Genomic DNA, 24,731 nt, shown 5'->3' on the forward strand with positions numbered 1-24,731 from the left:
GGCCCTCATCCAAACGGGGTATGTTCATCTGGGGTTAACCGTTTAGTCCGGTCGACGCGGGGTTCGATGGGCGGAGCGGACCCGCGCGGAGCGTCCGCAGGTGGCATGGACGGGGACGACGACACGGCCGCATCGGGGTGGGGGCATGGTGGCGGTGCGCATTTCGCCGGGGACATGGTTGGGCGCGGCGTGCACGGCGTCGCTCGTGGCGGGGGGCACGGTGCTCCCGGTGCCGGCGTCGGCGCAACAGGTTCCCCCTGCCAATCAGGGACTGCCGACCCGCGAGGAGGTGACGCCCCCGCCCGCGGCGCCGGTCGCGCCGGAGCGTCCGCGGTTGCGCGTGGACGGCGATATCGAGCGATCCTCGTGTCCGCTGGCCGACCCGGCCTATGCCGCGGCGCGCGTGACGATCACCAACGCGACCTTCGTCAACCTCGGGCCCGTGTCGCCCGCCGATCTCGCCCCGGCCTACCGGGCGTATCTGGGCAGCGATCAGCCGGTCAGCGTGATCTGCGACATCCGCGACGCCGCGGCGACGGTGCTGCGCCGCAGGGGCTATCTGGCCGCCGTCCAGGTGCCGACGCAGACGATCCGGGACGGCACGGTCACCTTTCAGGTGCTCTATGCGAAGCTGGTGGCGGTGCGGGTGCGCGGCGATGCGGGACGGGCCGAGCGGCTGATCGCGGGATACCTCGACCGGCTGACGCGCGACCCCGTGTTCAATCGCTTCGATGCGGAGCGCTACCTCCTGCTGGCGCGCGACCTGCCCGGCTATGACGTGCGGCTGGCGCTGCGTCCGACCGGCAATGCCCCGGGCGAACTGATCGGCGACGTGACGGTGGTGCGCACGCCGTTCGAGGCCGATGTCAACCTCCAGAACTATGCCGCGCGCGATACGGGGCGCTTCGGCGGGCAGGTGCGGGGGCAATTCTACGGCCTGACCGGGATGGGCGATCGCACCACCGTGGCGTTCTACTCCACCGCCGACCTGAAGGAGCAGCAGATCCTTCAACTCGGTCATGATGTCCGGGTCGGGGGCGAGGGGCTGACGCTGAGCGGCCGGTTTACCTATGCCTGGACGCGGCCCGACATTCCCGCGGCGGCGGCGCTCACCGCGCGCACCCTGTTCGCGACAGCGGAGGCGAGCTATCCCTTCCTGCGCAGCCAGCGCGCCAACGTGCGCGGTGCGCTCGGCATCGACTACGTCAACCAGAAGGTCCGCTTCGCGGGGGCGCCGCTGAGCCGGGACCGGCTGCGCGTCGCGTATCTGCGCGTCGATGCCGATGCGGTGGACGTGCGCGACCGGCCGGCGCCGGGGTGGCGGCTGGCGGGGTCGGTGGAGGTGCGACGGGGGCTCGACATCTTCGCCGCCTCGCCGCGCGCGGTCGCCGGCGCGGTGGGGCCCAGTCGGCGCGACGGCGATCCGGAGGGGACGCTGATCCGCGCCGGCGCATTGGGAGAGGTGGCGCTGACGCCGAGGGTCACCTTCTCGCTGGCGCCGCGCGTGCAATATGCGTTCGATCCGCTCCTCAGCTTCGAGGAATATGCCGCCGGCACGTACACGATCGGGCGCGGCTACGACCCGGGCACGATCATCGGCGACAGCGGAGCGGGCGCGTCGGCGGAGCTGCGGGTGAACCGGGTCGCGCCCTTCGCGCGGACCGACCTGTCGCTGCAGCCGTTCACCTTCGTCGACAGCGCCTGGGTGTGGAACCGGAACACGCCGGGCAATCCGCAGCGCCTCACCTCGCTCGGCGGCGGCGTCAGGGCAAGCTTCGCCAGTCGCATACGGCTCGACATGACGCTGGCGGTGCCGACCAACCGCGCCGGCCTTCAGACGCAGCGGGGCGCCGCCCGCTTCCTGATGTCGCTCACCACCAAGCTCTATCCGTGGGGTTCGCGCTGATGTCCGTTCGTTCGACCATGCTGCGGCGCGGATCCGCCGGGACCCTCTGCTCCGTCGTCGCGCTGGCGACCGCGCTGGTCGCCGGGCCTGCGCAGGCGCAGCAATCGTACAATCTGGCCGGCAATCCGACCGTGACCTCGGGTACCGTCACCGTGGACCGCGGCATCACGATACCGGGGACGGAGGTCTATACGATCGGCTCCGCGACCGCGGTGATCGACATGGTGCCGGCGGATACGGCGACCGGCGGCGGCGTCATCAATTTCCAGAATGCGAACACCACCGCGCTCTACACCAGCACCCCGGGCGGGCCGGCCTTCACGGTGCTCAACCGGATCGTGCCGGCCGACCCCGCGCGGCCGATCGCGTTCAACGGCAATGTCGTCAGCCAGTTGCAGAGCGCCGCGGGGGCCGCGGCGCGGGGCGGCAGCGTCTGGTTCTACAGCCCCGGCGGCATCGTGCTGGGGGACGGCGCGGTGTTCGACGTCGGCAACCTGCTGTTGTCCACCGGCGATCCCGCGGGCGGCGGCACCACGATCGCATCGACCCGCTCGTTCAACCTGACCAGCACGGCCAACGGCGGCGGCATCGTCAACATCCTGTCGGGGGCCAGGATCAACGCGACGAACCCGGGCAGCTACGTGGCGCTGGTGGCGCCGATCGTGTTCCAGCGCGGCACGGTGAACGTGAACGGCGCCGCCGCCTATGTCGCGGCCGAGCAGGCGAGCCTGACGTTCGACCAGGGCCTGTTCGACATCAACGTGACGGTGGGGTCGAGCGCGGCGGGCGGCTTCCCGTTGCAGCATCTGGGCACCACCCGCTTCCAGAACGTGGCGACGCCCAGCCGCGCGTATCTGGTCTCCGTGCCGAAGAACGATGCGATCACCCTGGTCATCGGCGCATCGGCCGACATCGGTTTCGACGTGGCCACCACGGTGGGGGTGGAGAATGGCCTCATCGTGCTGGGGGCGGGGTTTCGTAATGTAGGGGGGACACCGGACGTCTCCGTTTCCAGCGGGTTCGCCAATCCGTCTGCGCAGGCGCCGGCGTACCTCGGGTTCGATGGAGGGGGCAGGTTCAACGCGGGCCTGGTCGCGCGCGCGCGCGACGACCTGTCCGCCGTGGTCAACGCGAGCACCTATTTCGGCAGCAATGTATCCCTGCGCGGCGGCGGCAGCGGGTCCGTGGTGCAGGCGGGCGCCAGCGGCGCCGGAACCGTCCTGACGATCCGGGGCAACCTGACGCTCGACGCGACGGCGCCCGGCATCAACTCCGCCGCGGCGCAAACGGCGGGCATCGCGTCGTTGACCGCGCTGGCCGGCGGCACGACGCAGATCGGTGGCAACGTACGCATAGATGCCGGGCAGCGCGGCAATTTCCTGATCGCCGGGGCGAACGGGGCCAGCACCGGCGGCAACGCGAGCATCGTGGCCCAGGCCGGCAACATCTCCATCGGTGGGAACGCCGATGTCCTTGCGACCGGGTTTTCGGCCAGCACCGCCACGGGCGGCGTCGCATCCGCCACCACCGGCGCCGGTTTCGCGCTGACGGTGGGGGGCAACCTGAACATCAACGCGTCGGCCACCGGGCTGGACGACACGGCGGCGATCGGAAACGCATCCGGCGGCAACGCGACCGGCGGGACGGCGAGCATCACCTCGGGCGGCAATCTGCAGGTCACGGGGCAGATCGGGGTTCTGGGCGACGCGTTCGGAGGACGCCGGCTGGGAGCGGGTGCCGGCAGCGGGGGCAGCGCGACGGGGGGCACCGCGACGATGACTGCGCTGGCCGGAGGTCGCATCGCGAGCGACACGATCCGCGTTTCCGCCTTCGCGGCGAGCGGTGGCACCGCGGGTGACGGTACCGGCGCCGCTGCGACGGGTGGCACCGCCTCGCTCTTCAGCGTCGGCACGACGGCGGCGGGCCGCCTCTTCGTCGTGGGCGACGCGACCAGCGGCGGCAGGACAGGCGGAACCGGCGATGTCGGCACCGCCGTCGCGGGAACGGCCGTGGCGGAGGCGAACGGCGGCGGCGTCCTGACCGTCGCGCAGGATACGCTCGTCTCCGCGGTCGGGACCGGGGGCAGCGTGACGGCGGGGATCGGGTCGGGCGGGGCCGGCCAGGGCACGACCGCGCGGCTGACCACGAGCACCAGTGGCGAGATGACCCTGGGTTCCACCACCGTCGTGGCCAGCGGTTCCGGCGGAGCGGGCGCGGGCGCAGGGGGCGCGGGCGGCCTGGCCACGGGGGGCCTGGCCACGCTTCAACAGGGCTCCAGGGGCACGATCGGCGTCAACGGCGTGGCCCGCGTGTCGGCAGACGGGTTCGGCGGGGCGTCGGCCGCTGCGGCGGGCGGCAGCGCGGCGGGCGGCGAGGTCAGCGTGGTCGCGAACGACAGCAGCCTCGCTATCGGCTTAAACGCGCAACTGTCGGCGCGGGGCGCGGGCGGGAGCGGGGTCGCCGGCGGCGCGGCGAACGGCGGGCGTGTCGCCTTCCTCGCCGGTAATGGGCAGGCGCTCGTCATCCTGACCGCGGCGCTGGATGCGTCGGCCATCGGCGGTCTGGGCGTCACGGGCGACGGCGGTGCGGCGACGGCCGGGACGGCGCAGCTGGGGACCAACGGCACCGGCTCGCTCACGCTGGGCGGCACGGCGGCGATCGCCGCGGGCGGCGTCGGCGGCGCGGGCGCGAACGGGGGATCGGGCACCGGCGGGACCAGCGTGCTGTACGCGCTGAAAGGAAGCCTGACCGTGGCCGGCGGTGTGCTGATGACGGCATCCGCATCGGGCGGTGAGGCCACGGGCGCCGGCACCGCCGGCTCGGGGACCGGCGGTCTGTCGTATATCACCGCCGATGCCGGCACGGTCCAGCTTTCGCGTGATGTCTCGCTGGCCGCGGTCGGCACCGGGGGGGCGGCGTCCGGCGCGGTCGGCAATGCCGGCGCGGCGATCGGCGGGCGGACCCAGCTGTCGGCCTTCGACAGCGGTCAGGGCGGCGGTGGCGGGATCACGGTCGGCGGTACCGCGACCATGAACGGGTCGGCGATTGCGGGAAGCCTGTCCGCCGTCGCCACCGGCAACGGCGGCGCGGCGAGCGCGGGTACGGCCGAAATCTATGCCACGACCGGCGCGATCACGGTCGGCGCGCTGGACCTGCGCGCGGGCGCCGCCGCCTCGATCGGAGCGGATCCTTCGGTGGCCAGCGCGACCGGCGGCGCGATCTTCCTGAACGCGAACGGTGCGGACATCGTGGCGGGCCGCGTGACGATGAACGCCGATGCCGGCGGGGGCACGATCGACGCGGGCGTCTCGACGCCGCGCGACGGGGGCGCCGCGACCGGCGGGCGGATATCGGTGACGGCCGCGACCGGGCGGCGGCTTGCCGTGGCGCAGACCCTGATCGCCAGCGCCACCGGCACCGGCGGCGAGACGCTGGACGGCGGCGATCGCATCGCGGGGGCGGGAACCGGCGGCTCGATCGGCATCAGCGCGAGCGGGACGATCACCGCCGCGGCGATCACGGCGGAGGCGAACGGCTTCGGCGGCAACGGCAGCGGCGCCACCCTGTCGGGTGGCCCGAACGCGGGCGGTCTGGGCACCGGAGGGTCGGTCGACGTGTCCACGACGGGGGGCTCGATCCGGTTCGCCGATCTTGCGGCGTCCAGCCGCGGGCAGGGCGGCGCCGGGGGGGCAGCGGGCGATGGCGGCAACGGGCTGGGCGGCTCGTCGATGCTGGGCGCCTATGCCGGCGGCACCGTCGTCGCGACCGGCACGACCACGATCGATGCGCAGGCCTTCGGCGGATCGGGCAGCCGGACCGGCATCGGCGCGGGCGGGCGCGGCGACGGGGGCGGCTCCAGCGCCGCGCCGGACGGCTCCGCGACCATCGTGGCGAGCGGCGGCACGATCGTCCTGGGCTCCGGCCTGTCATGGGTCAGGGCGAGCAGTTCGGGCGGCGCGGGGCATGGCGGCGCGACGGGCGGCGCGGCCGCCGGCGGCATCGCCGATGTCTCGGCGTTCGACGGCACCGTCGATGCGTCCGCCGGCCTCCTGAGGGTGTCGGCCAACGGGATCGGCGGAGACGGCATCACCGACGGCAGTGCGGGGGGCGCGGGCGTCGGCGGCGGCAGTTCGGTGGTCGGCGGAACCCGCGCCGCCTCGGCGGCGCAGGCCGGCCGGATCGTCCTGGGCGATGTGAGCTTCGCCGCGACCGGCATCGGCGGTGCGGGCGCAGCCGGCGCGCCGGGCCAGACCGGCGGGGCGGGCGGCGCGGGCAGCGGCGGGCGGATCGACCTGTTGGCGCAGGCGGGCAACGGCTTCGTCACCGCGACCGGCACGGCGACCATGCAGAACAGCGGCTTCGGCGGGGGTGGCGGGGCGGGCGGCGTCGCCGATGCCGGCGGCGTCGCGGGCCGCGGCGGTGCGGGCGGCGCGGGTACGGGCGGGGGAGGCAATGCGGGCACGGTCAGCCTGCCCGCGAGCAGCTTCGTCACCGGCGCCGCCACGCTGGGCAATCTGAGCGTCCAGTCGATCGGGTTCGGGGGCGCCGGGGGCCCGGCCGACCTTCCCGCGCTCGGCGGTGCGGGCGGTGCGGGCATCGGCGGCACCTACTCGGTGCTGTCGCGCGGCGCGCCGGTGACGCTGGCTTCGCTGTCGCTGCAGGGCATGGGCATCGGCGGCGACGGTGCGGGCGGAGCGGGCGGACGCGGCGAGGGCGGGCAGATGGCCGTGCTCGTCACCAATCGCTTTCAATCGACCGCCCGCGGCAGCCTGAGCGTCGGGCAGCTCCTCACCGATACCAGCGGCACCGCCGGCGCCGGCGGTGCCGCGACCGTTGCGGGGATCAGCAGCATCCAGGTCGGCAACGGCGACGCGCAGTTCGGCACCGTGAGCATCACCACCGCGGGCGATGCGCCGTCGGCGATCGGGCCGACCAACCTGAACGTCTCGGGCGGGACGCTGACGATCCGGTCGCTCAATATCGGCGCGGTCGGCGACATCGGCTTCTACACGACGGGGACCGGCCTGATCGACGTCGCCGGCGCGACGCTCGACGCCACCGGCTCGCTGCGATTCGGCGACGGCATCACGCCGTCGAACCTCATTCCGGGCGACATCGAGGTGGGCGATCTGTTCGCCTCGCTCGGCGGCGACGTCATCCTCGACGACGATCTGGCACTCGACGGCGACCTGGTGCTGGAGGTCCGCGGGCGCATCCAGACCGGCGCGATCGCGACGGCCGGGGATACCGACCTGACCGGCGGGGCCGGTATCGCGACCGGCAGTATCGGGGCGGGCGGCGGCATCTTCGCCTCCAGCGACGGCGATATCCGCACCGGGGCGCTGGCCTCGGCGAAGGAGATCGCGGTGAGCGGCGGCGGCAGCGTGAGCACCGGCGCCGTCACCCTCACCGCCTATACCGGCGGCACCGGCCCGTTCGGGGTCGAGATCGCGGCCGGGTCCGGCCTGGCGACCGGGGCGATCGATTCGATCCAGGGCATCGGCCTGATCGCCCGCACCGGCGACGTGGCGACGGGCCCGCTGGCGGCGCGGAGCGGCGATGCTGTCCTGCTGGCGGGCGGGTCGGTGGCGACCGGCGGCATCGCGACGACGACGAGCGGCAACGTCGTCATCGGCAACGCCAGCCAGTTCCGCGCCGATCCGGTCACCGGGGATCTCGACCCCGCGCCGATCCTCGCGGGCGTGCCGGTGCGCGTCGGGGGGGCGATCACGCTGTCGGGCGATGTGGAGACCGGCACGTTCCGGTCCGCCAGCACCGGGGCGACGACCGCGCGGGGGATCACCGCCGCCGACACGCTCTTCGTCGACACCGGCGCGGGGGCGACGCTGGGCGCGCTGACGGCGGGGCAGACCGCCTATGTCGGCGGCACGGGGGCGATCTCCGTGACCGGCGCCACGGTGACGCGCGGACCGCTGAGCGTGGATACCGCGGGCAACATCGCCATCGGCATTACGCGGGCGGGCGCGGACGTACGGCTGATCGCCACGGGCGGGCGGATCGACGCCAGCGGGCCGATCACCGCCGGGGCGAGCATCGCCTTGCTGGCGGACGGCGGGATCGCCAGCGGCGCCCTGAGCGGCGGGCGCGGCGACGGCGCGTTCGTCTATCTGGCGGGTGCCGGCAACCGCGCGCGGATCGGCGCCGATGGGGCGTTCCCCGCGGACTTCGCGACCGGCGCGGCGACCCCGGTGGCCGGGCCGGTCGCCGTCGGCGGCGCGATCAGCGGCGGCCTCGTCCGGACGGCGGTGGACGGGTCGAGCCGCTTCGACGGCGTCATCGACGGCGCGCGGCAGGTGCGATTGTCCAGTCGGGGTCTGACGCTCGGCGGGTCGGTGACGGCGCCGGCGATCGAGATGCTGTCGACCGACATCGCGCTGGCGCGCGGGATCACGGTGGGGGACGCCACGACGCAGTCGCTCGCGCTCGGCACGCTGAGCACCGCGGCACCGACCATTCTGGGCGGCACGGGCGGCGACGCCGCCGGCGGCTACGTGCTGGATGCGGCCGAACTGGCGCAGCTGCGCGGCGGCGCGATCAGCTTCGGGCAGACGACCTCCTATGGCGCGGGCGATCAGCCGCTGGTCCTGCGCGACCTCACGCTGGCGGGGGCCAACGCCGGACAGAACTCCAATCTGACCAGCGCGAACGGCGCCTTCACGATCACCGCGCCGGGCGACATCCGGCTGCTCGGCAACGTCCGGTTGAACAATGCCGCCGCTGGCAATGCGCTCGTCTTCGATGCGGCGGGTGCTTTCCGGCTGGTCACCGATACGGGATCGGTCGGCGTCTTCGATGCGGGCGATACGCTCGCCGGGCGGCTGGCGATCGGCGCCGCCCGGATCGCGTCGGGCGAGAGCCAGCTGCTCGCGACGATCGATGCCGGCAATGTCACGGCGGCGGCGGTCGGCGCGCCCGCCGCGCGCACGCGGGCGGAGGGGTTCATCCAGGCGGGACGGCTGGAGCTGAGCGCGCGCGACTCGATCGTGATCCAGAACAGCGGCACCAGCGCGCTGTCCGGCGGCTTCACCGCGGGATCGGGCGGGTTGCGGATCACCGGGCTGCGCGGCGGCGGGGCGAGCGGCGGGGCGGGCGGCGGCGGCACGGCGTTGATCGCCTATGGCCGGGTGCAGGGCGCGGGCGGGGCGTTCGTCACCAATGCCGGCACGCGCGGCGCGATCACCTTCGCCGGGGCCGATGCGCAGGGCGAGCCGCTGACCGCCTTCTCCGCCACGTCGGTGGTGAACGGGTGCGCCCTGCTGCCCACCGTCGCGTGCGGCGAAGGCACGACCGCGCCGCCTGTCGGCGAGGTCGCGGAGGTCACGATCGGCACCGACGTGCAGGGTGTCGCGAGCGGCCCGCTGTCGCTCTCGCTATCGCCGGCGCTGTCGCCCGCGCTGGCGCAGGCCAGTGCCGAGGACGGCGGCGTGGCGGCGGTGCCGGCGGTGCGGCTGACCACCATCATCGACGCCGCCGCGCTGAAGACGGACACGATCGTCACCGATCCGATCGGCAGCGGCGGCAATGCCAGCCTGTGGGAAGGCGGCGATGCCGATGGTGCCGCGAGCCGGCGCGACGAGGATGCGCCTCCGCGAACCACGCGCGGCGGGGAGGGCGGCCGATGAGCCTGCGTGGACGCCGTCCGCTGGCATCGGTGCTGGCCGCGCTGGCCGTCATCGTCACCGCCCTTGTCGCCGCGACCGGCGCGGGGATCGCGGTGCGCGACAGTTTCCGCATCGGCTCGGCCGGCGCGCTGTGCACCGCGCAGATCAGGCCGGGCGATCCGGTGCTGAAGAGCATGTTCGATCGCGGCTATGGTATCACCTGCCGCGATGCCGCGGCGGCGGTCGGCTCGCTGTACGCGCTGCGCGATGTCGCGGCCGACCGGCTGGCGGCGCTGATGGAAAGCCGGCCGGGCAAGCGGACGTGCGAGGCGGCCGCTTCCACGACCATTGCGGGCATCGGCACGGTATCGACGATCGCCTGCACCGGCACCGAGACGCGCGTGACCTACCGCGGCTATGCCGTGACGCGCGGGCGCACGACGTTCCTGGCGGAGGGGCTCGGCGGGTACGATTCCGCGCTGCGGCTGGGGTTGCGCACGCTGGTGGCGGATCGGCCGGTGCAGGGGACGGTGGAGGTAGCCACCACCGATGCGGGCGATCCGGCGGCCTTCGCCCGGGTTCAGGCCGGCACGCTGGATCCCGAGGCCGCGCTGGCGCAGGCCTATGAGCGCAGCAATGCGGGCAGCTTCGCCGAATCCGCCGAATTCTTCGAGGCGCTGGTCGAGCGCGGCGCGGGGACGGCGGCGGCGGCGGGGCGATCGGGCGAATATCTGATCGGACAGGGCATCCAGCAGTCGAACCTGGGCAATTTCGCCGCCGCCGACCGCTCGTTCAAGGCGGCCGAGGAGCGCGGCGCGGCCAGCGATCCCGTCGCCGGGCGGCTGTTGCGCAACTACCGCGCGATCCATCAGCTGAACCAGCGTCACGCGGCGGCGGCGCTGGCGGCACTCGATGCTCCCGTGGCGGCGGTCGCCGGCGAGGGGACGGACGGCGGCGTGTCCGGCGGCGTCATCAGCGCGTCGCTGGCCGAGCAGATCAACCGCCAGAACGAAGCGATGGAGCGGCTGGGCGGCGTCGACCGCCGCTTGCGGCCGGCGGAGCGCGCGGCGATCCTCGACGGGCAGGCGATGCAATTGCGCGGGATCGCGCTGCGGCTGCGCGGGCGGCTGCCCGAGGCATTGGCCAGCCTGGAGAAGGCCGGGCGGATGCTCGCCGCCGTGCGGCAGGGGCAGGTGGCCTCCGCTTCGTTCATGCGATCCGAAGGCTATGCCGAGATGGGGCTCATCGCCGAGGCGCGGCGCGACGATGCCGGTGCCGAGCGCGATTTCACCCAGGCGCTGCGTATCCTGGAGAGCGATTATCCGCAGTCCGCGGGCGCCCTGGCCGCCAAGGCACGGCTGGCGGCGTTCCTCGCCCGGCGGGGGCAGGATGAGCGATCGCTGGCGCTGTACGCGCAGGTCGTCGCGGAGAGCCAGCGGCTCCCCGGATCGGCGGCGTCGATGCGCAACCTGCTCGCCCCGTATTTCGCATTGCTGGCACCGCGTGCGAACGACGATCCGGCGGCGGCGGCGGCGATGTTCGCCGCGGCACAGATACTGGTGCGACCCGGCGTGGCGCAGACGCAGGCGGTGTTCGCGCGCGAGCTGTCGGCGGGCGACGATGCCGCGGCGGCGCTGTTCCGCCAGTCCGTGACCCTGTCGCGCGACGTGGCACGGATCAGCGGGGAGGTCGCCCGGCTCGCGGCGGACGATCCCGCGCCCGATACCCCCGCCGCCCGCGCGCTGGCGGCGGCGCGCGCGCGGCTGGCCACCGCCGAGGGCGAGCAGACGGCGGTGCAATCCCGCCTCGCGGCATATCCGCGCTACCGCGTGGTGGCGCCCGCGGCGCTGGAACTGACGGCGTTGCAGGCCGCGCTGACGCCGGGGGAGGCCTATTACCTGCTCCGGACGATCGGGGAGGATGTGTACGCCATGCTCATCACCCCGAAGGACGCGCGCGCGGCGAAGGTATCGACCACGGCGAAGGCGCTGGACGCCGATGTCGCGACGCTGCGCGCCAGCGTGGTGACGATGGAGAACGGCGTACCGCAGGTCTATCCGTTCGATCTGCCGCTGGCGCGAAGGCTGTATGTCGAGCTCTTCGCCCGCTTCGGCACCGCGCTGTCGGGGGTGAGGCACCTGATCGTCGAGCCGGACGGCGCGATGCTGCAACTGCCGGCCACCATCCTGGTCACCGAACAGGCCGGGGTGGATGCCTATACCGCGCGGATCGCGCGGCCGAAGGGCGACGCCTTCGACTTTCGCGGCGTGGCGTGGCTGGGGCGGGATCGCGACGTGACCACCTCCGTGTCGCCGCGCTCGTTCGTGGACGTGCGGGCGATCGCGCCGTCGCGCGGGAAGATGGCCTATCTCGGGCTGGGGCATAACGCGGTGCCCAACCGGACGGCGCAGCTGCTCCAGGCGTCGGCCCCGCCGCCCGCGGAATGCGACTGGCCGCTGGAGGTCTGGGAGCATCCGATCCAGCCGACCGAATTGCTGCTGGCCAGCCAGATCATGGGCGAGGGGCGCAGCGAGCTGCTGACCGACGCCGCCTTCACCGATACCGCCTTGAAGACGCGTACCGACCTCAACCAGTATCGCACGCTGCATTTCGCGACCCACGGACTGGTCACCGCCCCGCGTCCGCAATGTGCGGCACGCCCTGCGCTGGTCACGTCGTTCGGCGCAGCGGGATCGGACGGGTTGCTCACCTTCCGCGAAATCTACGACATGAAGCTCGACGCGGACCTGATCGTGCTGTCGGCCTGCGACACCGCGGGGATGGCGACCATCGACGCCACGCGCGAGGCGGGTATCACGACGGGGGGCAATTTCGCGCTCGACGGCCTGGTGCGCGCGTTCGTCGGGGCGGGCGCGCGAACGGTACTGGCGAGCCACTGGCCGATCCCGGACGATTATGACGCGACCAAACGGCTGATGCGCGCCTTCTTCACCGTCCCGCCGGGCACCCCGATCGCCGCCGCCCTGCGCGGCGGGCAGCGGGAGCTGATGGCGGAGGCGCAGACATCGCACCCGTTCTACTGGGCGGCGTTCGCGGTGATCGGCGACGGCGCGCGCCCGCTGGCGGCCCGCTGACGGGTGATGCGAGGCGTGCGGCGCGGCGCGCAACCCGGCCGCGGCTGAACCCGGTTAGCATGCGCCGGACGATCCCGCCCGCGTCTATCGGCGCGCGAGCCCCGCGCGGACCGCCTCGGCCAGGAAGCGCCCCTGCGCGGCGAAGGCGGCATCGGTTTCCGGGCAATCGGCAAAGGCCCAGAAAGCATGCGGCATCCCCTCATAGACCAGCAGCTCGACCGGGACGCCGGCCGCCCGCAAGGCGAGGTGGAAGCGCACCGTCTGGCTGAGCAGGATGTCGCGCGTGCTGGTCATCAGCAGCGTCGGCGGCCATCCCTCCAGCGCGTCGTGGATCGGCGACACCAGCGGATCGCGCCGATCCGCCGCGCCCAGATAGGGGGCGAGCGTCCGGGGGACCGATTGGCCGGGGAGCAGCGGCGGAAGATACCCCTCGATATCGCCGGGCAGCTCGGTGTCCGCGGAGCCGGAGAAGAAGCCCATCGCCGCCGGCAGCGGCAGCTTCTCGCGGCGCAGGCGCGCGATCAGTTGCGCGCACAGTCCCGCACCCGCGGACGTGCCGAAGATCGCGATCTGCGTCGCCGGCCGCGTCTCCAGCGCAGCGCGATAGGCCGCCAGCGCATCGTCGACCGCCGCGGGAAAGGGATGCTCCGGCGCGAGGCGATAGAGCAGGGCGACCACGGGCAGGTCGGTCATTTCGGCGATCGGCATGCTCTCCGCCAGCGAGCCCGAGTCGACCTGGAAGCCGCCGCCGTGAAAGTTGAGCAGCAGCGGCCCGTCCTGTGGCAGCGCACCGTCGCGCGAGACGATATGGGCGGGGACGCCCCCGAACACGCCCGGCGTCACCACCACCTTCTGCCCCGGCGCGCGGCGCTGCACCACCGCGCCCATCATCGCGCCGGCAAACGCCCGCATCTGCTCGATCGAAAGTTCCGGCCGCGGCTGGTCCAGCGAGGCGAGCAACGGCGCGAGCGCGGCGCGGGCTTCCGGACTGACCGTGGGGGCGAGCGGGGGTTGGGGGAAGGTGGCGTCCATGAGGGGGTGGTTCCTGACAGGCGATAATCGGCGCGGCGATGACTTGCGTCGGCTATGGTATCGATGTCAATAAGGTTGAAGGCCGATGCTGACGGGGGAAGCGATGCAGACTGACACGATCGACGGGGCGTCCTCCTTCCTTGCCGGACTCCCGGCGATGCGGGAGGACATGGCGCGGCAGGGGCGGGCGCTGCCGGCCCCGGCCGTGGCGGTGAGCGATCACGTGGCGGGCGGCGTGCCGGTGCGGCTCTACCGGCCGCCGACCGTCGATCGGGACGGCGCCGGCCCGCCGCTGCTCGTCTTCCTCCACGGAGGCGGCTGGGTGCTTGGGGACCTCGATACGCACGACGCCTGCTGCCGCTGGCTGTGCGTCGAATCGGGCTGGGCGATTCTGGCGGTCGGCTATCGGCTGGCGCCGGAGCATCCCTTCCCCGCGGCGCTCGACGACGCGACGACGGCATGGGGCTGGGCCACGGCCGAGGCGGCAGCGCTGGGCTGCGACCCGCGCCGGGTCGCGATCGGCGGGGAGAGTGCCGGCGCGAACCTTGCCGCCGCGATGACGCTCGGGCGGCGCGGCACCGCGGCGACCGCGCCGCTGGTCCAGCTGCTGGTGCATCCCCCCACCGACCTGTTGCTGGAACAGCCGAGCATCGACGCGGTCGACCTGCCGGGGCTGTCGCGCGCGATGCTCGACGCGTGCATCGCGGGCTATGTCGGCGGCCATTCGCGCGCCGATCCGCTCGTCTCGCCGCTGCGCGCCGCGGATCTGGCAGGGCTGCCGCCCGCGATCGTCGTCACGGTCGAGCACGATCCGCTGCGCGACGATGGCGAGCATTACGCGCTGGCGCTGGCGCGCGCGGGGAACGAGGTGAGCCTGCAGCGCCTCCCCGGGCTGCCGCACGGCTTCCTGTTCCTCCCCGCCACCGATCCCGCCGTCGCCGCCGCGTATCGCTTGATCGGCGAGCGGCTCGCGCGGTACGCGGCCGCGGCATGACGAAGGGCAGCCCTTTCGGCGCCGGCGGGGCGCCCCGGCCGACGATGGAAACGCTCGCGCAGCTCGCCGGCGTGTCCAAGATCACGGTCTCGCGCGCGCTGCGCGACAGCGACCTGGTCCGCCCCGAACTGCGCGAGAAGATCGCGGAGATCGCGCGGGCGGCCGGCTATCGCATGAACGGTGCGGCGCGCGCGCTGCGGACGCGGCGCAGCCGGACGGTCGCGCTGGTGATCGAGCGGCTGGTCGCGGGCGATCGTCCGATCTCCGATCCGCTGGTCCTGTCGATCATCGGCGGGCTGCTGGAGACGCTGACCCCCGCCGGGCAGGCGATGCTCGTCACCTCCAGCGACCATTTCCTCGACAGCCAGGTGGTCGATGCCGACGGCATCGTGATGGTGGGGCAGGGTGCAGGCGGCATGCGCGCGAAGACGATCGCCGCGTCCGGGTTGCCGATGGTGCTGTGGGGCGCGCCGCTGCCGGGCAGCGACCATGTCGTGATCGGCAGCGACAACCGGCTGGGCGGCAGCCTGAGCGCGGGTCATCTGGTCGACGGCGGGCGTCGGCACCTCGTCTTCCTCGGCGACGTGCAGCATCCGGAGGTCGCCGCACGGCTCGAGGGCGTGCGCGACGTGGTGGCGGCGACCCCGGCGACGATCGCCGCCGCGGTGCCGTGCGATTTCTCGCGGGTGGCGGGAGCGGCGGCGGTGACGCGGCTGCTCGACCAGGGCGTGCGGTTCGACGCGATCGTCGCGGCGAGCGACTTCATCGCGGCGGGTGCATGCGACGCGCTGATCGACCGCGGGCTCGGCGTGCCCGCGGATGTGGCGGTCGTCGGCTTCGACGACATCGCCGTGGCCGCCAACCACCGCCCCGCGCTGTCCTCGGTCCGTCAGGACTGGTCGCAGGCGGGGCGTGTGCTGGGCGAGGCGATCCTGGCGCTGATCGACCGGCCGGAGGCGTTCGTCGCGCCCGACATGCTGCCGGTGGAGCTGATCGTGCGGGAGAGCAGCCGCCCGGCCTGAGCGCGTCAGGCGGACAGATGCTCGCGGAAGAAGGCGCCCATCAGTTCATGCGTCTCGCGCGCCTCGGGCAGCGTCACGTCGACGTGATGCGCATGCCACATGCCGTCGAACAGCACGAAGCGCGCATCCACCCCGGCGGCCAGCAGACGGCGGTGCATGACCGCGACGCTGCTCGCGGCGAAGTCGCGCGTGCCCGAGATGAGCAACGACGGCGGGAAGGCGGCGAGCATCGACCTGTCCTCGCCGGGGAACACCAGGGGATCGGTCGCGGAGGTGCCGGCGAAATAGGGCAGGTCGTGCAGACGGTCGAGGTCCGCCGCGGCGGGCGTCCCGTTGAGGTGCGCGGCCGTGGCGAGCGAGTCGCCGCCGACATCGACGCCCGAGCCGTGGAGCATCGCGATCGCGCGCGGCGGGGCGAGGCCCTCCGCGACCAGCCGCGCGACGACCTGCGCCGTCAGCACGCCGCCCGCGGAACAGCCGTAGATGCCGATCGGCGCGTCGCCGTCGCGGCGCAGCGCCGCGACGACCGCCACCACATCGTCGACCGCGGCGGGAAAGAGGTGCTCGGGCGCGAGCCGATACTCGACCGCGAGCACGCGCATGCCGGCGGTCGCGGCGACGGGCACCGCTTCCAGCAGCGCACCGGCGCCCGCGCCCCACAGGAAGGCGCCGCCATGCAGGCACAGCAGCGTTCCCGGCCCCGGATTGGCGGGCGTCACCGCATGAACCGCGACCCCCGCGATCGTCCGCGCGGACACCGTGACGGGATAGAGGTGCCGTGCCTCCTCCAGCCGCGCGCTGTTGATCGCGTCGTAATGCGCGCGCTGTGCCGCGACGTCGCCGACCGGGGCGGGTGGCTGCGCCGACAGCCGCGCGAAGAAGGTGCGCGAGTCGTCGCTCACCCAATGTTCGTGCGGCGGTGCGGGCGGCGAAGAGGTGCTGGTATCGATCACATCACCTAAATGGCGCAGGTGTATACCGCTGTCCATAGGTTACGGATGGTCGGTTGACATCGATAACAAAAAAAGTCAGAGGTCGTGGCAGGGGTGGCGATCAGGGGCCGCCGACGTGGGAGGATGTTCGATGCAGGCGCGGTGGTGGGCGACGACGAGTTCGCTGGTGATGATGCTCGCCGTCCCGGCGCGGGCGCAGGAGGCTCCCGCCGCCGACGCCGCGACGCCCGCGGCCGACACCTCCGGCACCGCGCCCGCCGATGCCTTCGCCGCCGATGCCTTCGCCGCCGATGCCTTCGCCGATGTCGTCGTGACCGCGCGGCGTCGCGAGGAAAGCCTTCAGGCGGTGCCGGTCGCGGTCACCGCCTTCACCCCGGCCGCGCTGACGCAGAAGGCGATCACCGACCGCACCTCGCTCGCCGACAACACGCCGTCGCTGTTCACCATCAACGGCGGCTATCCGCGCGAATTCGCCTTCTTCGCGCTGCGCGGGCAGGGGCCGGCGTTCGGCTCCACCCCCGGCGTCATCAACTATTTCGCCGAAGTCCCCAACGCGACCAGCATCGACGGCCGCGTCGGCACCTATTACGACCTCGCCAACGTGCAGGTCGTGTCGGGTCCGCAGGGGACGCTGTTCGGCAAGAACGCCACCGGCGGCAACATCCTGTTCGAGCCGGCCAAGCCGCGCAACGCGTTCGAGGGCTATCTGCGCGCCGAATACGGCAATTACAACGACGCCCGCCTCGAAGGCGCGCTGAACGTCGCGGTCGTGCCGGACAAGGTGCTGCTGCGCGTCGCGGGCGAGGTGGGGCGCCGCGACGGCTATACCCGCGACGTCGGGCCGAACTTCGCGGGCAAGGATTACGACAACCTCGCCTATCAGAGCGTCCGCGTCGGGCTGACGATCCGGCCGTTCGACGGGGTCGAGAACTATACCGTCGCGCGCTACTACAATTCGGACAACAACGGCGGCGGCACCGTGCTGGGCGCGGTCAATCCCGCGTCGACGGCGCTGATCGGGGCATTCTACCCGACCATCGGGTCGCAGCTGTCGGCGCAGCAGGCGCGGGGACCGCGGCAGGTCAGCTACGACCTGAACCAGGCATCGAAGACCGACTACTGGCAGGTCGTCAACCAGACCGCGATCGACCTGTCGGACACGGCGAAGCTGCGCAACATCGTCAGCTATGCGCAGTTCCGCAGCAAATACACCTACGATTACGACGCGACCCCGCTGCCGCTCGCGGGGCAGGCGAGCCGTGCCATCCCGGTGCTCGCACCCAATACCTTCACCGAGGAACTGCAACTGCAGGGCACCGCCGCGGACAAGGCGATCAATTACTCGCTGGGCGGCTATCTCGATCGCCAGACGTGGAGCGGCCCGGCGGGGATCGAGGAATTCACCCTGTTCCCGGTCGGCACGCTGATCCCGCCCGTCCCCTTCTTCCAGGAACTGACCAGTCACAGCGAGGCGGTGTTCGGGCAGGCGACGGTCGACCTCGGCCTACTGGCGCCCGCGCTCAGCGGGCTCAGCGTCACCGGCGGGCTGCGCTACACCTGGGAGCACAGCTTCACGTCGACCACGCTGATCGCGCCGCCCGCCACGACGGGCACGTTCGACGACCAGTATCTCAGCTATACGGCGACGATCGACTATGACGTGACCGATGGCGTCCACGTCTATGTCACCTCGCGCGACGCGTACAAGTCGGGCGGCGTCAACGGTCCGGTGCCGGCGGGTTCGGCCTTCCGCACCTTCCCCGCGGAGAAGCTCTCCGACATCGAGGCGGGCCTGAAGGCGCAGTTCGACCTGGGGTCGATGAAGGGACGCTTCAACCTCGCGGCCTATCGCGGCAATTACGACAACATCCAGCGCACCACCGCGGAGGAGGTCGGCGGCGTCGTCCTGAACGTCACGCGCAGCGCGGCGAAGGGGCGCGTGCAGGGCGTCGAGGTCAATGCCGCGCTGATGCCGGTGACGGGCCTGACGCTGAACGGCAGCTATTCGTACATCGACGCGCGCTATACCCGCGTCGCGGACGCGAGCGCCGGCGCGATCCTGAACGGGGCACCCTTCCCCTATACGCCCAGGCACAAATATTCGCTCGGTGCGGCGTACGAGGCGCCGCTCGGCCGCGCGGGCGACCTGGTCGTCAACGCCAATTACGTGCGCCAGACGAGCGTATCGACCGCGCAGACCAACCAGGCGTTCTACCGCGAGCTGCCCGGCTACGGCCTGCTCAACGCGAACGTCGGGCTGAACAATGTCGGCGGGCGTCCGCTGAGCATCACCGCGTTCGGCACCAACCTGACCGATGTGGCGCGCCCGGTCGGTGTCATCGACCTGTATGCGGGCGGCGCGGGCGTGGTCGGGCTGACCTATACCGAGCCGCGGATGTACGGCGTGCGCGTCGGCTACCGCTTCGGCCAGTGATCGGGGCGATGCGCGCGCCGGGGAAGGCGGTGCCGACGCCGGTCGAGCGCTTCGGCCCGCTGTTCGAGCAGGTCCAGCTGCGCCGCCTGTTCGCGGACGGGAAGACGTTCGTCGACGCGGTGCCGCGCCGGCCCGCGCCCGACGTGATGGCGGCGTTCGCGGACCGGCCGATGGGCGACGACGACGACCTGCGCGCCTTCGTCGACGCGCATTTCGTCCTCCCCGCGCCCGCCATGGTGCACGAGGCGGTGCGCGAGACGGACCTGAGGCGCTACATCCGTTCGCTCTGGGCGGAGCTGATCCGGCCGCCGCATGCCGCCACGCCCGATGCGTCGCTGCTGGCGATCGCGGAGCCCTATGTCGTCCCCGGCGGGCGCTTCACCGAGCTCTATTACTGGGACAGCTATTTCACGATGCTGGGCCTCGTGCGCGACGGGCATGAGGGGGTGGCGCGCGCGATGCTGGAGACCTTCACGCAATTGATCGAGCGCTACGGCCATATCCCCAACGGGACGCGCAGCTACTATCTCAGCCGTTCGCAGCCGCCGCTGTATTTCATGATGCTGCGCCTGTTGCCGCAGGCCGATCCGGCGCGGCAGCGGCGGCATCTGGACGCGATGCTGGCGGAACATCGCTTCTGGATGCGCGGCGGGCGCGCGGTCGCCATGCCGGACGGGGCGTTGCTCAACCGCTTCTGGGACGATCGCGACACCCCGCGCGAGGAATCCTATGCCGAGGACGTCGCGACCGCCGCCGCCGCCGCCGCCCCGCCGGCGGAGGTCTTCCGCGCGCTGCGCGCGGGCGCGGAGAGCGGCTGGGACTTTTCCTCGCGGTGGCTCGCCGATGCGCGCGCGCTGGAGACGATCCGCACGCCGCAGATCGTGCCGGTCGACCTCAACGCCCTGCTCTACGGTCTGGAGACGACGATCGCGGAGCAGGCCGCGGCGCTGTGCGCCGATGCCATCGCCGCCGACTTTCGCGCGCTCGCCCGGGCGCGGCGGCGCGCGGTGCGGCGCTGGCTGTGGTCGCGCGCAGGTTGGTTCGGCGATTTCGACCTCGAGCACGCGCGCCTGTCGGGCCAGCCGACCGCGGCGACGCTCGCACCGCTCTTTACGGGGATGGCGACCGCGGGAGAGGCCGCGGCCATCGCGCGGACGGTCGGCGACTGCCTGTTGGGCGCGGGCGGGCTGCGAACGACGCTGATCGACACCGGGGAGCAATGGGACTGGCCCAACGGCTGGGCGCCGCTGCAATGGATCGCCTTTCAGGGCCTGCGCCGCTACGGCCATGCCGCGCTCGCCGATACGATCGCGACGCGCTGGATCGCGACGGTCGATGCCGAATTCCGGCACAGCGGCGCGATCCACGAGAAATACGACGTCGAGCGCGGCGGGCGCGGGCAGGGGGGTGAGTATGTGCCGCAGGTCGGCTTCGGCTGGACCAACGGCGTGACGGCCGCCTTCATCGACCTGGTCGGCGCGGGCGACAGGGAACGGGCGGGAGAGGCTGGATGCTGACGATGGGCGCCGCGCCGGTCGACGACACGATGGCGGCGGGCGGCGGGCGGTCGTCGCTCGCGGTCCGCACCTCCGCGCTCTACGCGGCGCTCTACCTCCATTACGGCTTCTTCCTGCTGATCCCGCTGTGGCTCTCGCACGAGGGCGCGACCCCGTCGGAAATCGGGACGCTGATGGCGATTCCGCTGCTCCTGCGCCTGCTGACCGTCGCGCCCTTCGCCGCCTGGGCGGGACGTCACGGCCGCGTCAGAACGGGCATCGCGGCGACCGCGCTGGCGGCGGCTGGCCTCGTCGCGCTGCTGTCGCAGGCGGATACCGCGGCGCAGCGCTTCGCGATCGTCGTCGTCTTCTCGATCGTGTGGGACCAGATCCCGGTGCTGGTCGATGCCTATGCCAGCATGGCGGTGCGCGCCCGCTCGCTCGACTTCGGCCGCCTGCGCGTCTGGGGCTCGATCGGCGTCGTCGTGTCCACCGCCGCGGCCGGCTGGACGGTGGGGCGGACCGGCATCGGCGCGGTGCCGCTGCTGATCGCCGGGTTCCTGCTGCTGACGCCGGCGGTGACGCTGTTGCTGCCGGGCGACCGCATGCTGGCGGCGACCGAGACAGAGGTGCGCGGCGGCTGGCGCGACCTGTTCGCCGACCGCGCGCTGATCGGGGCGATGGTGGCGGCGTCCTTCATCATGGGCAGCCACGGGGTCGTCAACAGCTTCGGCGCGATCCAATGGGCGGCGAACGGCGTGTCGACGACGCAGATCGGCTTCCTGAACGCGGCCGCGATCGCGTCGGAAATCCTGGCGTTCACGCTGGGCGGCGCGCTGCTGGGGAAGCGCGACCCGCGCATCCTGATCCTCCTGGCCGCCGCCGCGGCGGCGCTGCGCTGGTCGATCATGGCGACCGACCCGGCGCTGCCGGTCCTCTATCTCGCGCAATGCCTGCAGGGGCTTTCCTCGACCGGACCGCTGCTGGCCCCGATGATGATGATCGCCCGACGCGTGCCCGCCCATCTCGCCGCGAGCGCGCAGGGACTGAACGCGGTCTTCATCGGCGCCGTGCTCGCCGCCGTCACCGCCTCGTCCGGGTTCATCTGGTCCGGGGGGCCGGGGCGCGCCTATGCGGCGATGATCGTGGTAAGCCTGCTGGGATTGCCGCTGCTGTTCGCACGGGGCCGGAGGATCGCTCCTGCCGGACATTCGGCGCTATGACGGGTTCATGATCGCCACCGCCCTGCTCATCGCCGCGATCGCCTGCTTCCACGCCTTCCTGCGGGGTTACGGCGGTTCGCGCATCCGGCGACGCTTCGCCCGCCGTGCGGTGCGGCACTGGCTGTGGTTCGGGATGCCGGCGCTGCTGATGCTCGCATCGCTCGGCCGGATCGAGGCGCTCGCCGGCCTGCCGCCGGAATTCGTCCCCGCCCGCATCGCGCTCGCCCGGCTGATCGGCGGAACGCTCGCGCCCGGCGATCTGCTGCGGGTCACGGCCATCGGCGTGGTATCGGGCGGCGGCGTCCTCGCGCTGGTCGAGCGGCGACGCCGTCGTCCGCTCGGCGTGGGCGATATCGAGGCGGTGCTGCCGCGCACGCGCCGCGAGCTGCCGTGGGGCGTCCTCACCTCGATCAGCGCCGGCGTCAGCGAGGAGCTGTTCTTCCGCCTGCTGATCCCGCTCCTCGTCGCCGGGGTGCTGGGGTCGGCCGCGCTAGGCTTCGCCGTCGCGACCGTCCTGTTCGGCTGGGCACATCGGTATCAGGGGCGCATCGGCATGGTGGCGACCGCGTCGGCCGGGGCGTCGCTGGCGGCGGCGTACCTGCTGACCGGCGCCTTCTGGATCGCGGTCGCGCTGCACGTCGTGATCGACCTCAACGCGCTGGTCCTGCGCCCCGCCCTATCGGGGCGGCTGCGCGCCCAGGCCTAGCGCTCGGCGTCGGCGCGGCGCTGCGCCACGCGGCGCAGGATCGCTTCCTTCTCGATCCTGTCGGCGCTGCTCCAGCCTGCGATCTCGCCGATCGTGCGGTAGCAGCCCAGGCACCAGCCCGTCACCGCATCCATCGTGCACACCAGGTTACACGGCGATTCCGGGCCGCGGTCCGCACCGCTCATGACGTCAGTTTGACGCTCAGGAAGTCGGGAATCGGGCCGTTCCAGCCGCCGTCGGTATCCGGCGTTTCGTCGCGATCGTCGCGGTAGCGCGGCGCGTCGCGCCGGGGACCCTCGTCGCGGCGCGCACCTTGTCGGGGCGCGACGGCATCGCGGCGCGGTTCGTCGCGGCGCGTGCGCTCGGAGGCACGTCCCCGCCGCGGCTCCGCGGCGGCGCCCTGCCGCGGCGTCTCGGCCGCGGGGCGCGTGCGCTCGCGGCGGCGCGCGCCGCGCTCCTCGCGCGCAGGGGCGTCGGGCACCGCGTCCAGCCGGGCGATGGTCTGTCCGGTCAGCTTCTCGATATTCTCGATATTCTCGGCATCGTCGGGCCCGACCAGCGTATAGGCGACCCCGGTCGCCCCGCCGCGCCCGGTACGCCCGATGCGGTGGACGTAATCGTCCGGGTGCCACGGCGCGTCGAAGTTGAAGACGTGGCTCACGCCCTTGATGTCCAGCCCGCGCGCCGCGACGTCGCTGGCGACCAGGATATTGATGTCGCCCTTCTTGAACCGCTCCAGCTCGGCGAGGCGCTGCGGCTGCTCCATGTCGCCATGGATCTCGCCGCTGGCGAGGCCGTGGTTCTTCAGGCTCTTGTTGAGCTCGCGCACCGTCGTCTTGCGGTTGCAGAAGACGATCGCGGTGCGCACCTCCTCCTGCGACAGCAGGCGGCGCAGCGTCTCGCGCTTCTCGAACGCCGCGCCCTTCGTCGGGACCAGCCACTGCGTGATGTTGATGTTGGTCGAGGCCGGGCGCGCGACCTCGATCGTCTTGGGATTGCTCAGGAAGCGGTCGGCCAGCTTCTTGATCGGCGGCGGCATCGTCGCGCTGAACAGCAATGTCTGGCGCTGCGCGGGCAGCTTGATGCAGATCTCCTCGATATCGGGGATGAACCCCATGTCGAGCATCCGGTCCGCCTCGTCGATGACCAGCATCGAACAGTTCGTCAGCAGGATCTTGCCGCGCTGGAACAGGTCCATCAGCCGCCCCGGCGTCGCGATCAGCACGTCGACGCCCTTTTCCAGCGCCTTCACCTGGTCGCCCATCTGCACGCCGCCGATCAGCAGCGCCATGCTGAGCTTGTGATACTTGCCGTATTTCTCGAAATTCTCGGCCACCTGCGCGGCGAGTTCGCGCGTCGGCTCCAGGATCAGGCTGCGCGGCATGCGCGCGCGGCTGCGCCCGTGCGCCAGGATGTCGATCATCGGCAGCACGAAGCTGGCGGTCTTGCCCGTCCCCGTCTGCGCGATGCCGATGATGTCGCGCATCATCAGCACCGGCGGGATCGCGCTCGCCTGGATCGGCGTCGGCTCGGTATAGCCGGTGTCTCCGACGGCGCGGAGAAGTTCGTCGGAAAGGCCGAGGTCGGCGAAGCTCATGCAGATGTCCGGTTGGCGGGGGCGCGCGGCACCAGCCGCAATATCCCGTTTCTGCCTTGGCGCGCTCTGCGATCAGGCGCGCAAAGTCAAGAATTATGCGCTCGCCGCGGCGGAAATCAGCGTTTCGGGACCAATGTCCTGAACGCGGTGATCGCACAGCGCGCGCCCGAGCGGGTGCGGATCGAATCGCGGCGCGCGCACATCTTTCCGTCGCCGGTCGGCTTCAGGTACAGGCCGGAGTAGAAATCCAGCGTCGGGCAGTCCGCGTTCAGCTTCGCGCGCACGCGCTTCACCCCCTCCACCACCAGATCGACCTCGCCCTCGCGGTCCAGCATCGCGCCGGTGATGTCGGTCATCGTGACGCAGCGCGGGGCCTTGCGCTCCTGCCAGATCACGGGCGTGAAGCCGCGCGCCGGCGCCACCGCGCCGCGCGGCATCCGCGGGATGCGGATGATGAGGCGTTCGTGGATCGTCATCTGCGTCCAGCGCACGGCGGGCGGCGGCGGCGCGCGCTCCGGCGCACCCCCCGACACCGCCAGCGGGGCGGCCAGGGCGAGCAGCAGCGGGGGCAGGGAAGACAGGGTGACGGACATGACGATGGCATCCTTCCTGCCGCCGGGCGATTGAACAATCCATGAATTGTCGGCAGGA

Annotated in this window: 14 protein-coding genes; 9 read left to right on the forward strand and 5 right to left on the reverse strand. The window is 72.5% G+C overall.

The genetic code is table 11. From position 1 onward, the window contains the following. Positions 1-145 precede the first annotated feature (145 nt). From PGN23_RS08270 to PGN23_RS08280, 3 genes are read left to right on the forward strand one after another with little or no spacing between them, the layout of a single operon-like run. Positions 146-1,906, forward strand: coding sequence for a ShlB/FhaC/HecB family hemolysin secretion/activation protein (locus PGN23_RS08270; protein ID WP_335302415.1), 1,761 nt, complete (start codon positions 146-148; stop codon positions 1,904-1,906). Next, a complete protein-coding gene (locus PGN23_RS08275) occupies positions 1,906-9,549 on the forward strand; it encodes a hypothetical protein (RefSeq protein ID WP_335302416.1) in 7,644 nt (2,547 codons plus the stop codon). The genes PGN23_RS08270 and PGN23_RS08275 overlap by 1 nt, the downstream gene beginning before the upstream one ends. Further along, on the forward strand, positions 9,546-12,623 hold the full coding sequence (locus PGN23_RS08280; RefSeq protein WP_335302417.1) for a CHAT domain-containing protein: 3,078 nt from the start codon (positions 9,546-9,548) through the stop codon (positions 12,621-12,623). Before PGN23_RS08275 ends, PGN23_RS08280 begins: the two co-directional genes overlap by 4 nt. A gap of 84 nt (positions 12,624-12,707) precedes the next feature. Here PGN23_RS08280 and PGN23_RS08285 read toward each other — a convergent pair whose 3' ends face one another. Beyond that, positions 12,708-13,655: an alpha/beta hydrolase gene (locus PGN23_RS08285; protein WP_335302418.1), complete on the reverse strand. Its 948-nt coding sequence runs from the start codon at positions 13,653-13,655 to the stop codon at positions 12,708-12,710. Positions 13,656-13,758: 103 nt separating this feature from the next. On the opposite strand from PGN23_RS08285, the gene PGN23_RS08290 reads away from it, so the two are divergent. Beyond that, positions 13,759-14,649: an alpha/beta hydrolase gene (locus PGN23_RS08290; protein WP_335302419.1), complete on the forward strand. Its 891-nt coding sequence runs from the start codon at positions 13,759-13,761 to the stop codon at positions 14,647-14,649. Next, positions 14,646-15,671 carry a substrate-binding domain-containing protein gene (locus tag PGN23_RS08295; protein WP_335302420.1) on the forward strand — a complete coding sequence of 342 codons (1,026 nt, stop codon included), beginning with the start codon at positions 14,646-14,648 and terminating at the stop codon, positions 15,669-15,671. Before PGN23_RS08290 ends, PGN23_RS08295 begins: the two co-directional genes overlap by 4 nt. A gap of 5 nt (positions 15,672-15,676) precedes the next feature. Here PGN23_RS08295 and PGN23_RS08300 read toward each other — a convergent pair whose 3' ends face one another. After that, positions 15,677-16,573, reverse strand: coding sequence for an alpha/beta hydrolase (locus tag PGN23_RS08300; protein ID WP_335302421.1), 897 nt, complete (start codon positions 16,571-16,573; stop codon positions 15,677-15,679). A gap of 181 nt (positions 16,574-16,754) precedes the next feature. On the opposite strand from PGN23_RS08300, the gene PGN23_RS08305 reads away from it, so the two are divergent. Genes PGN23_RS08305 through PGN23_RS08320 form a run of 4 tightly spaced genes read left to right on the forward strand, consistent with a single transcriptional unit; the run spans position 16,755 to position 22,483 of the window. Then, positions 16,755-19,058, forward strand: coding sequence for a TonB-dependent receptor (locus PGN23_RS08305; protein WP_335302422.1), 2,304 nt, complete (start codon positions 16,755-16,757; stop codon positions 19,056-19,058). 8 nt (positions 19,059-19,066) lie between these two features. Beyond that, complete coding sequence (gene treF, locus PGN23_RS08310; RefSeq protein WP_335302423.1) at positions 19,067-20,575, forward strand: alpha,alpha-trehalase TreF; 1,509 nt, start codon at positions 19,067-19,069, stop codon at positions 20,573-20,575. After that, on the forward strand, positions 20,569-21,777 hold the full coding sequence (locus PGN23_RS08315) for an MFS transporter (RefSeq protein ID WP_335302424.1): 1,209 nt from the start codon (positions 20,569-20,571) through the stop codon (positions 21,775-21,777). The genes treF and PGN23_RS08315 overlap by 7 nt, the downstream gene beginning before the upstream one ends. A gap of 7 nt (positions 21,778-21,784) precedes the next feature. Continuing rightward, positions 21,785-22,483: a CPBP family intramembrane glutamic endopeptidase gene (locus PGN23_RS08320; RefSeq protein ID WP_335302425.1), complete on the forward strand. Its 699-nt coding sequence runs from the start codon at positions 21,785-21,787 to the stop codon at positions 22,481-22,483. On the opposite strand, the gene PGN23_RS08325 is transcribed toward PGN23_RS08320, so the two are convergent. The 3 genes from PGN23_RS08325 to PGN23_RS08335 form a co-directional block, all read right to left on the reverse strand. Next, complete coding sequence (locus tag PGN23_RS08325) at positions 22,480-22,668, reverse strand: DUF1289 domain-containing protein (protein WP_335302426.1); 189 nt, start codon at positions 22,666-22,668, stop codon at positions 22,480-22,482. The two genes, PGN23_RS08320 and PGN23_RS08325, sit on opposite strands and share 4 nt — an antisense overlap. Beyond that, on the reverse strand, positions 22,665-24,080 hold the full coding sequence (locus tag PGN23_RS08330; RefSeq protein ID WP_335302427.1) for a DEAD/DEAH box helicase: 1,416 nt from the start codon (positions 24,078-24,080) through the stop codon (positions 22,665-22,667). The genes PGN23_RS08325 and PGN23_RS08330 overlap by 4 nt, the downstream gene beginning before the upstream one ends. A 116-nt stretch (positions 24,081-24,196) precedes the next feature. Further along, a complete protein-coding gene (locus PGN23_RS08335; protein WP_335302428.1) occupies positions 24,197-24,673 on the reverse strand; it encodes a hypothetical protein in 477 nt (158 codons plus the stop codon). Positions 24,674-24,731 lie beyond the last annotated feature (58 nt).

It is taken from the genome of Sphingomonas adhaesiva, from assembly GCF_036946125.1.
GTDB classification, from domain to species: domain Bacteria; phylum Pseudomonadota; class Alphaproteobacteria; order Sphingomonadales; family Sphingomonadaceae; genus Sphingomonas; species Sphingomonas adhaesiva_A.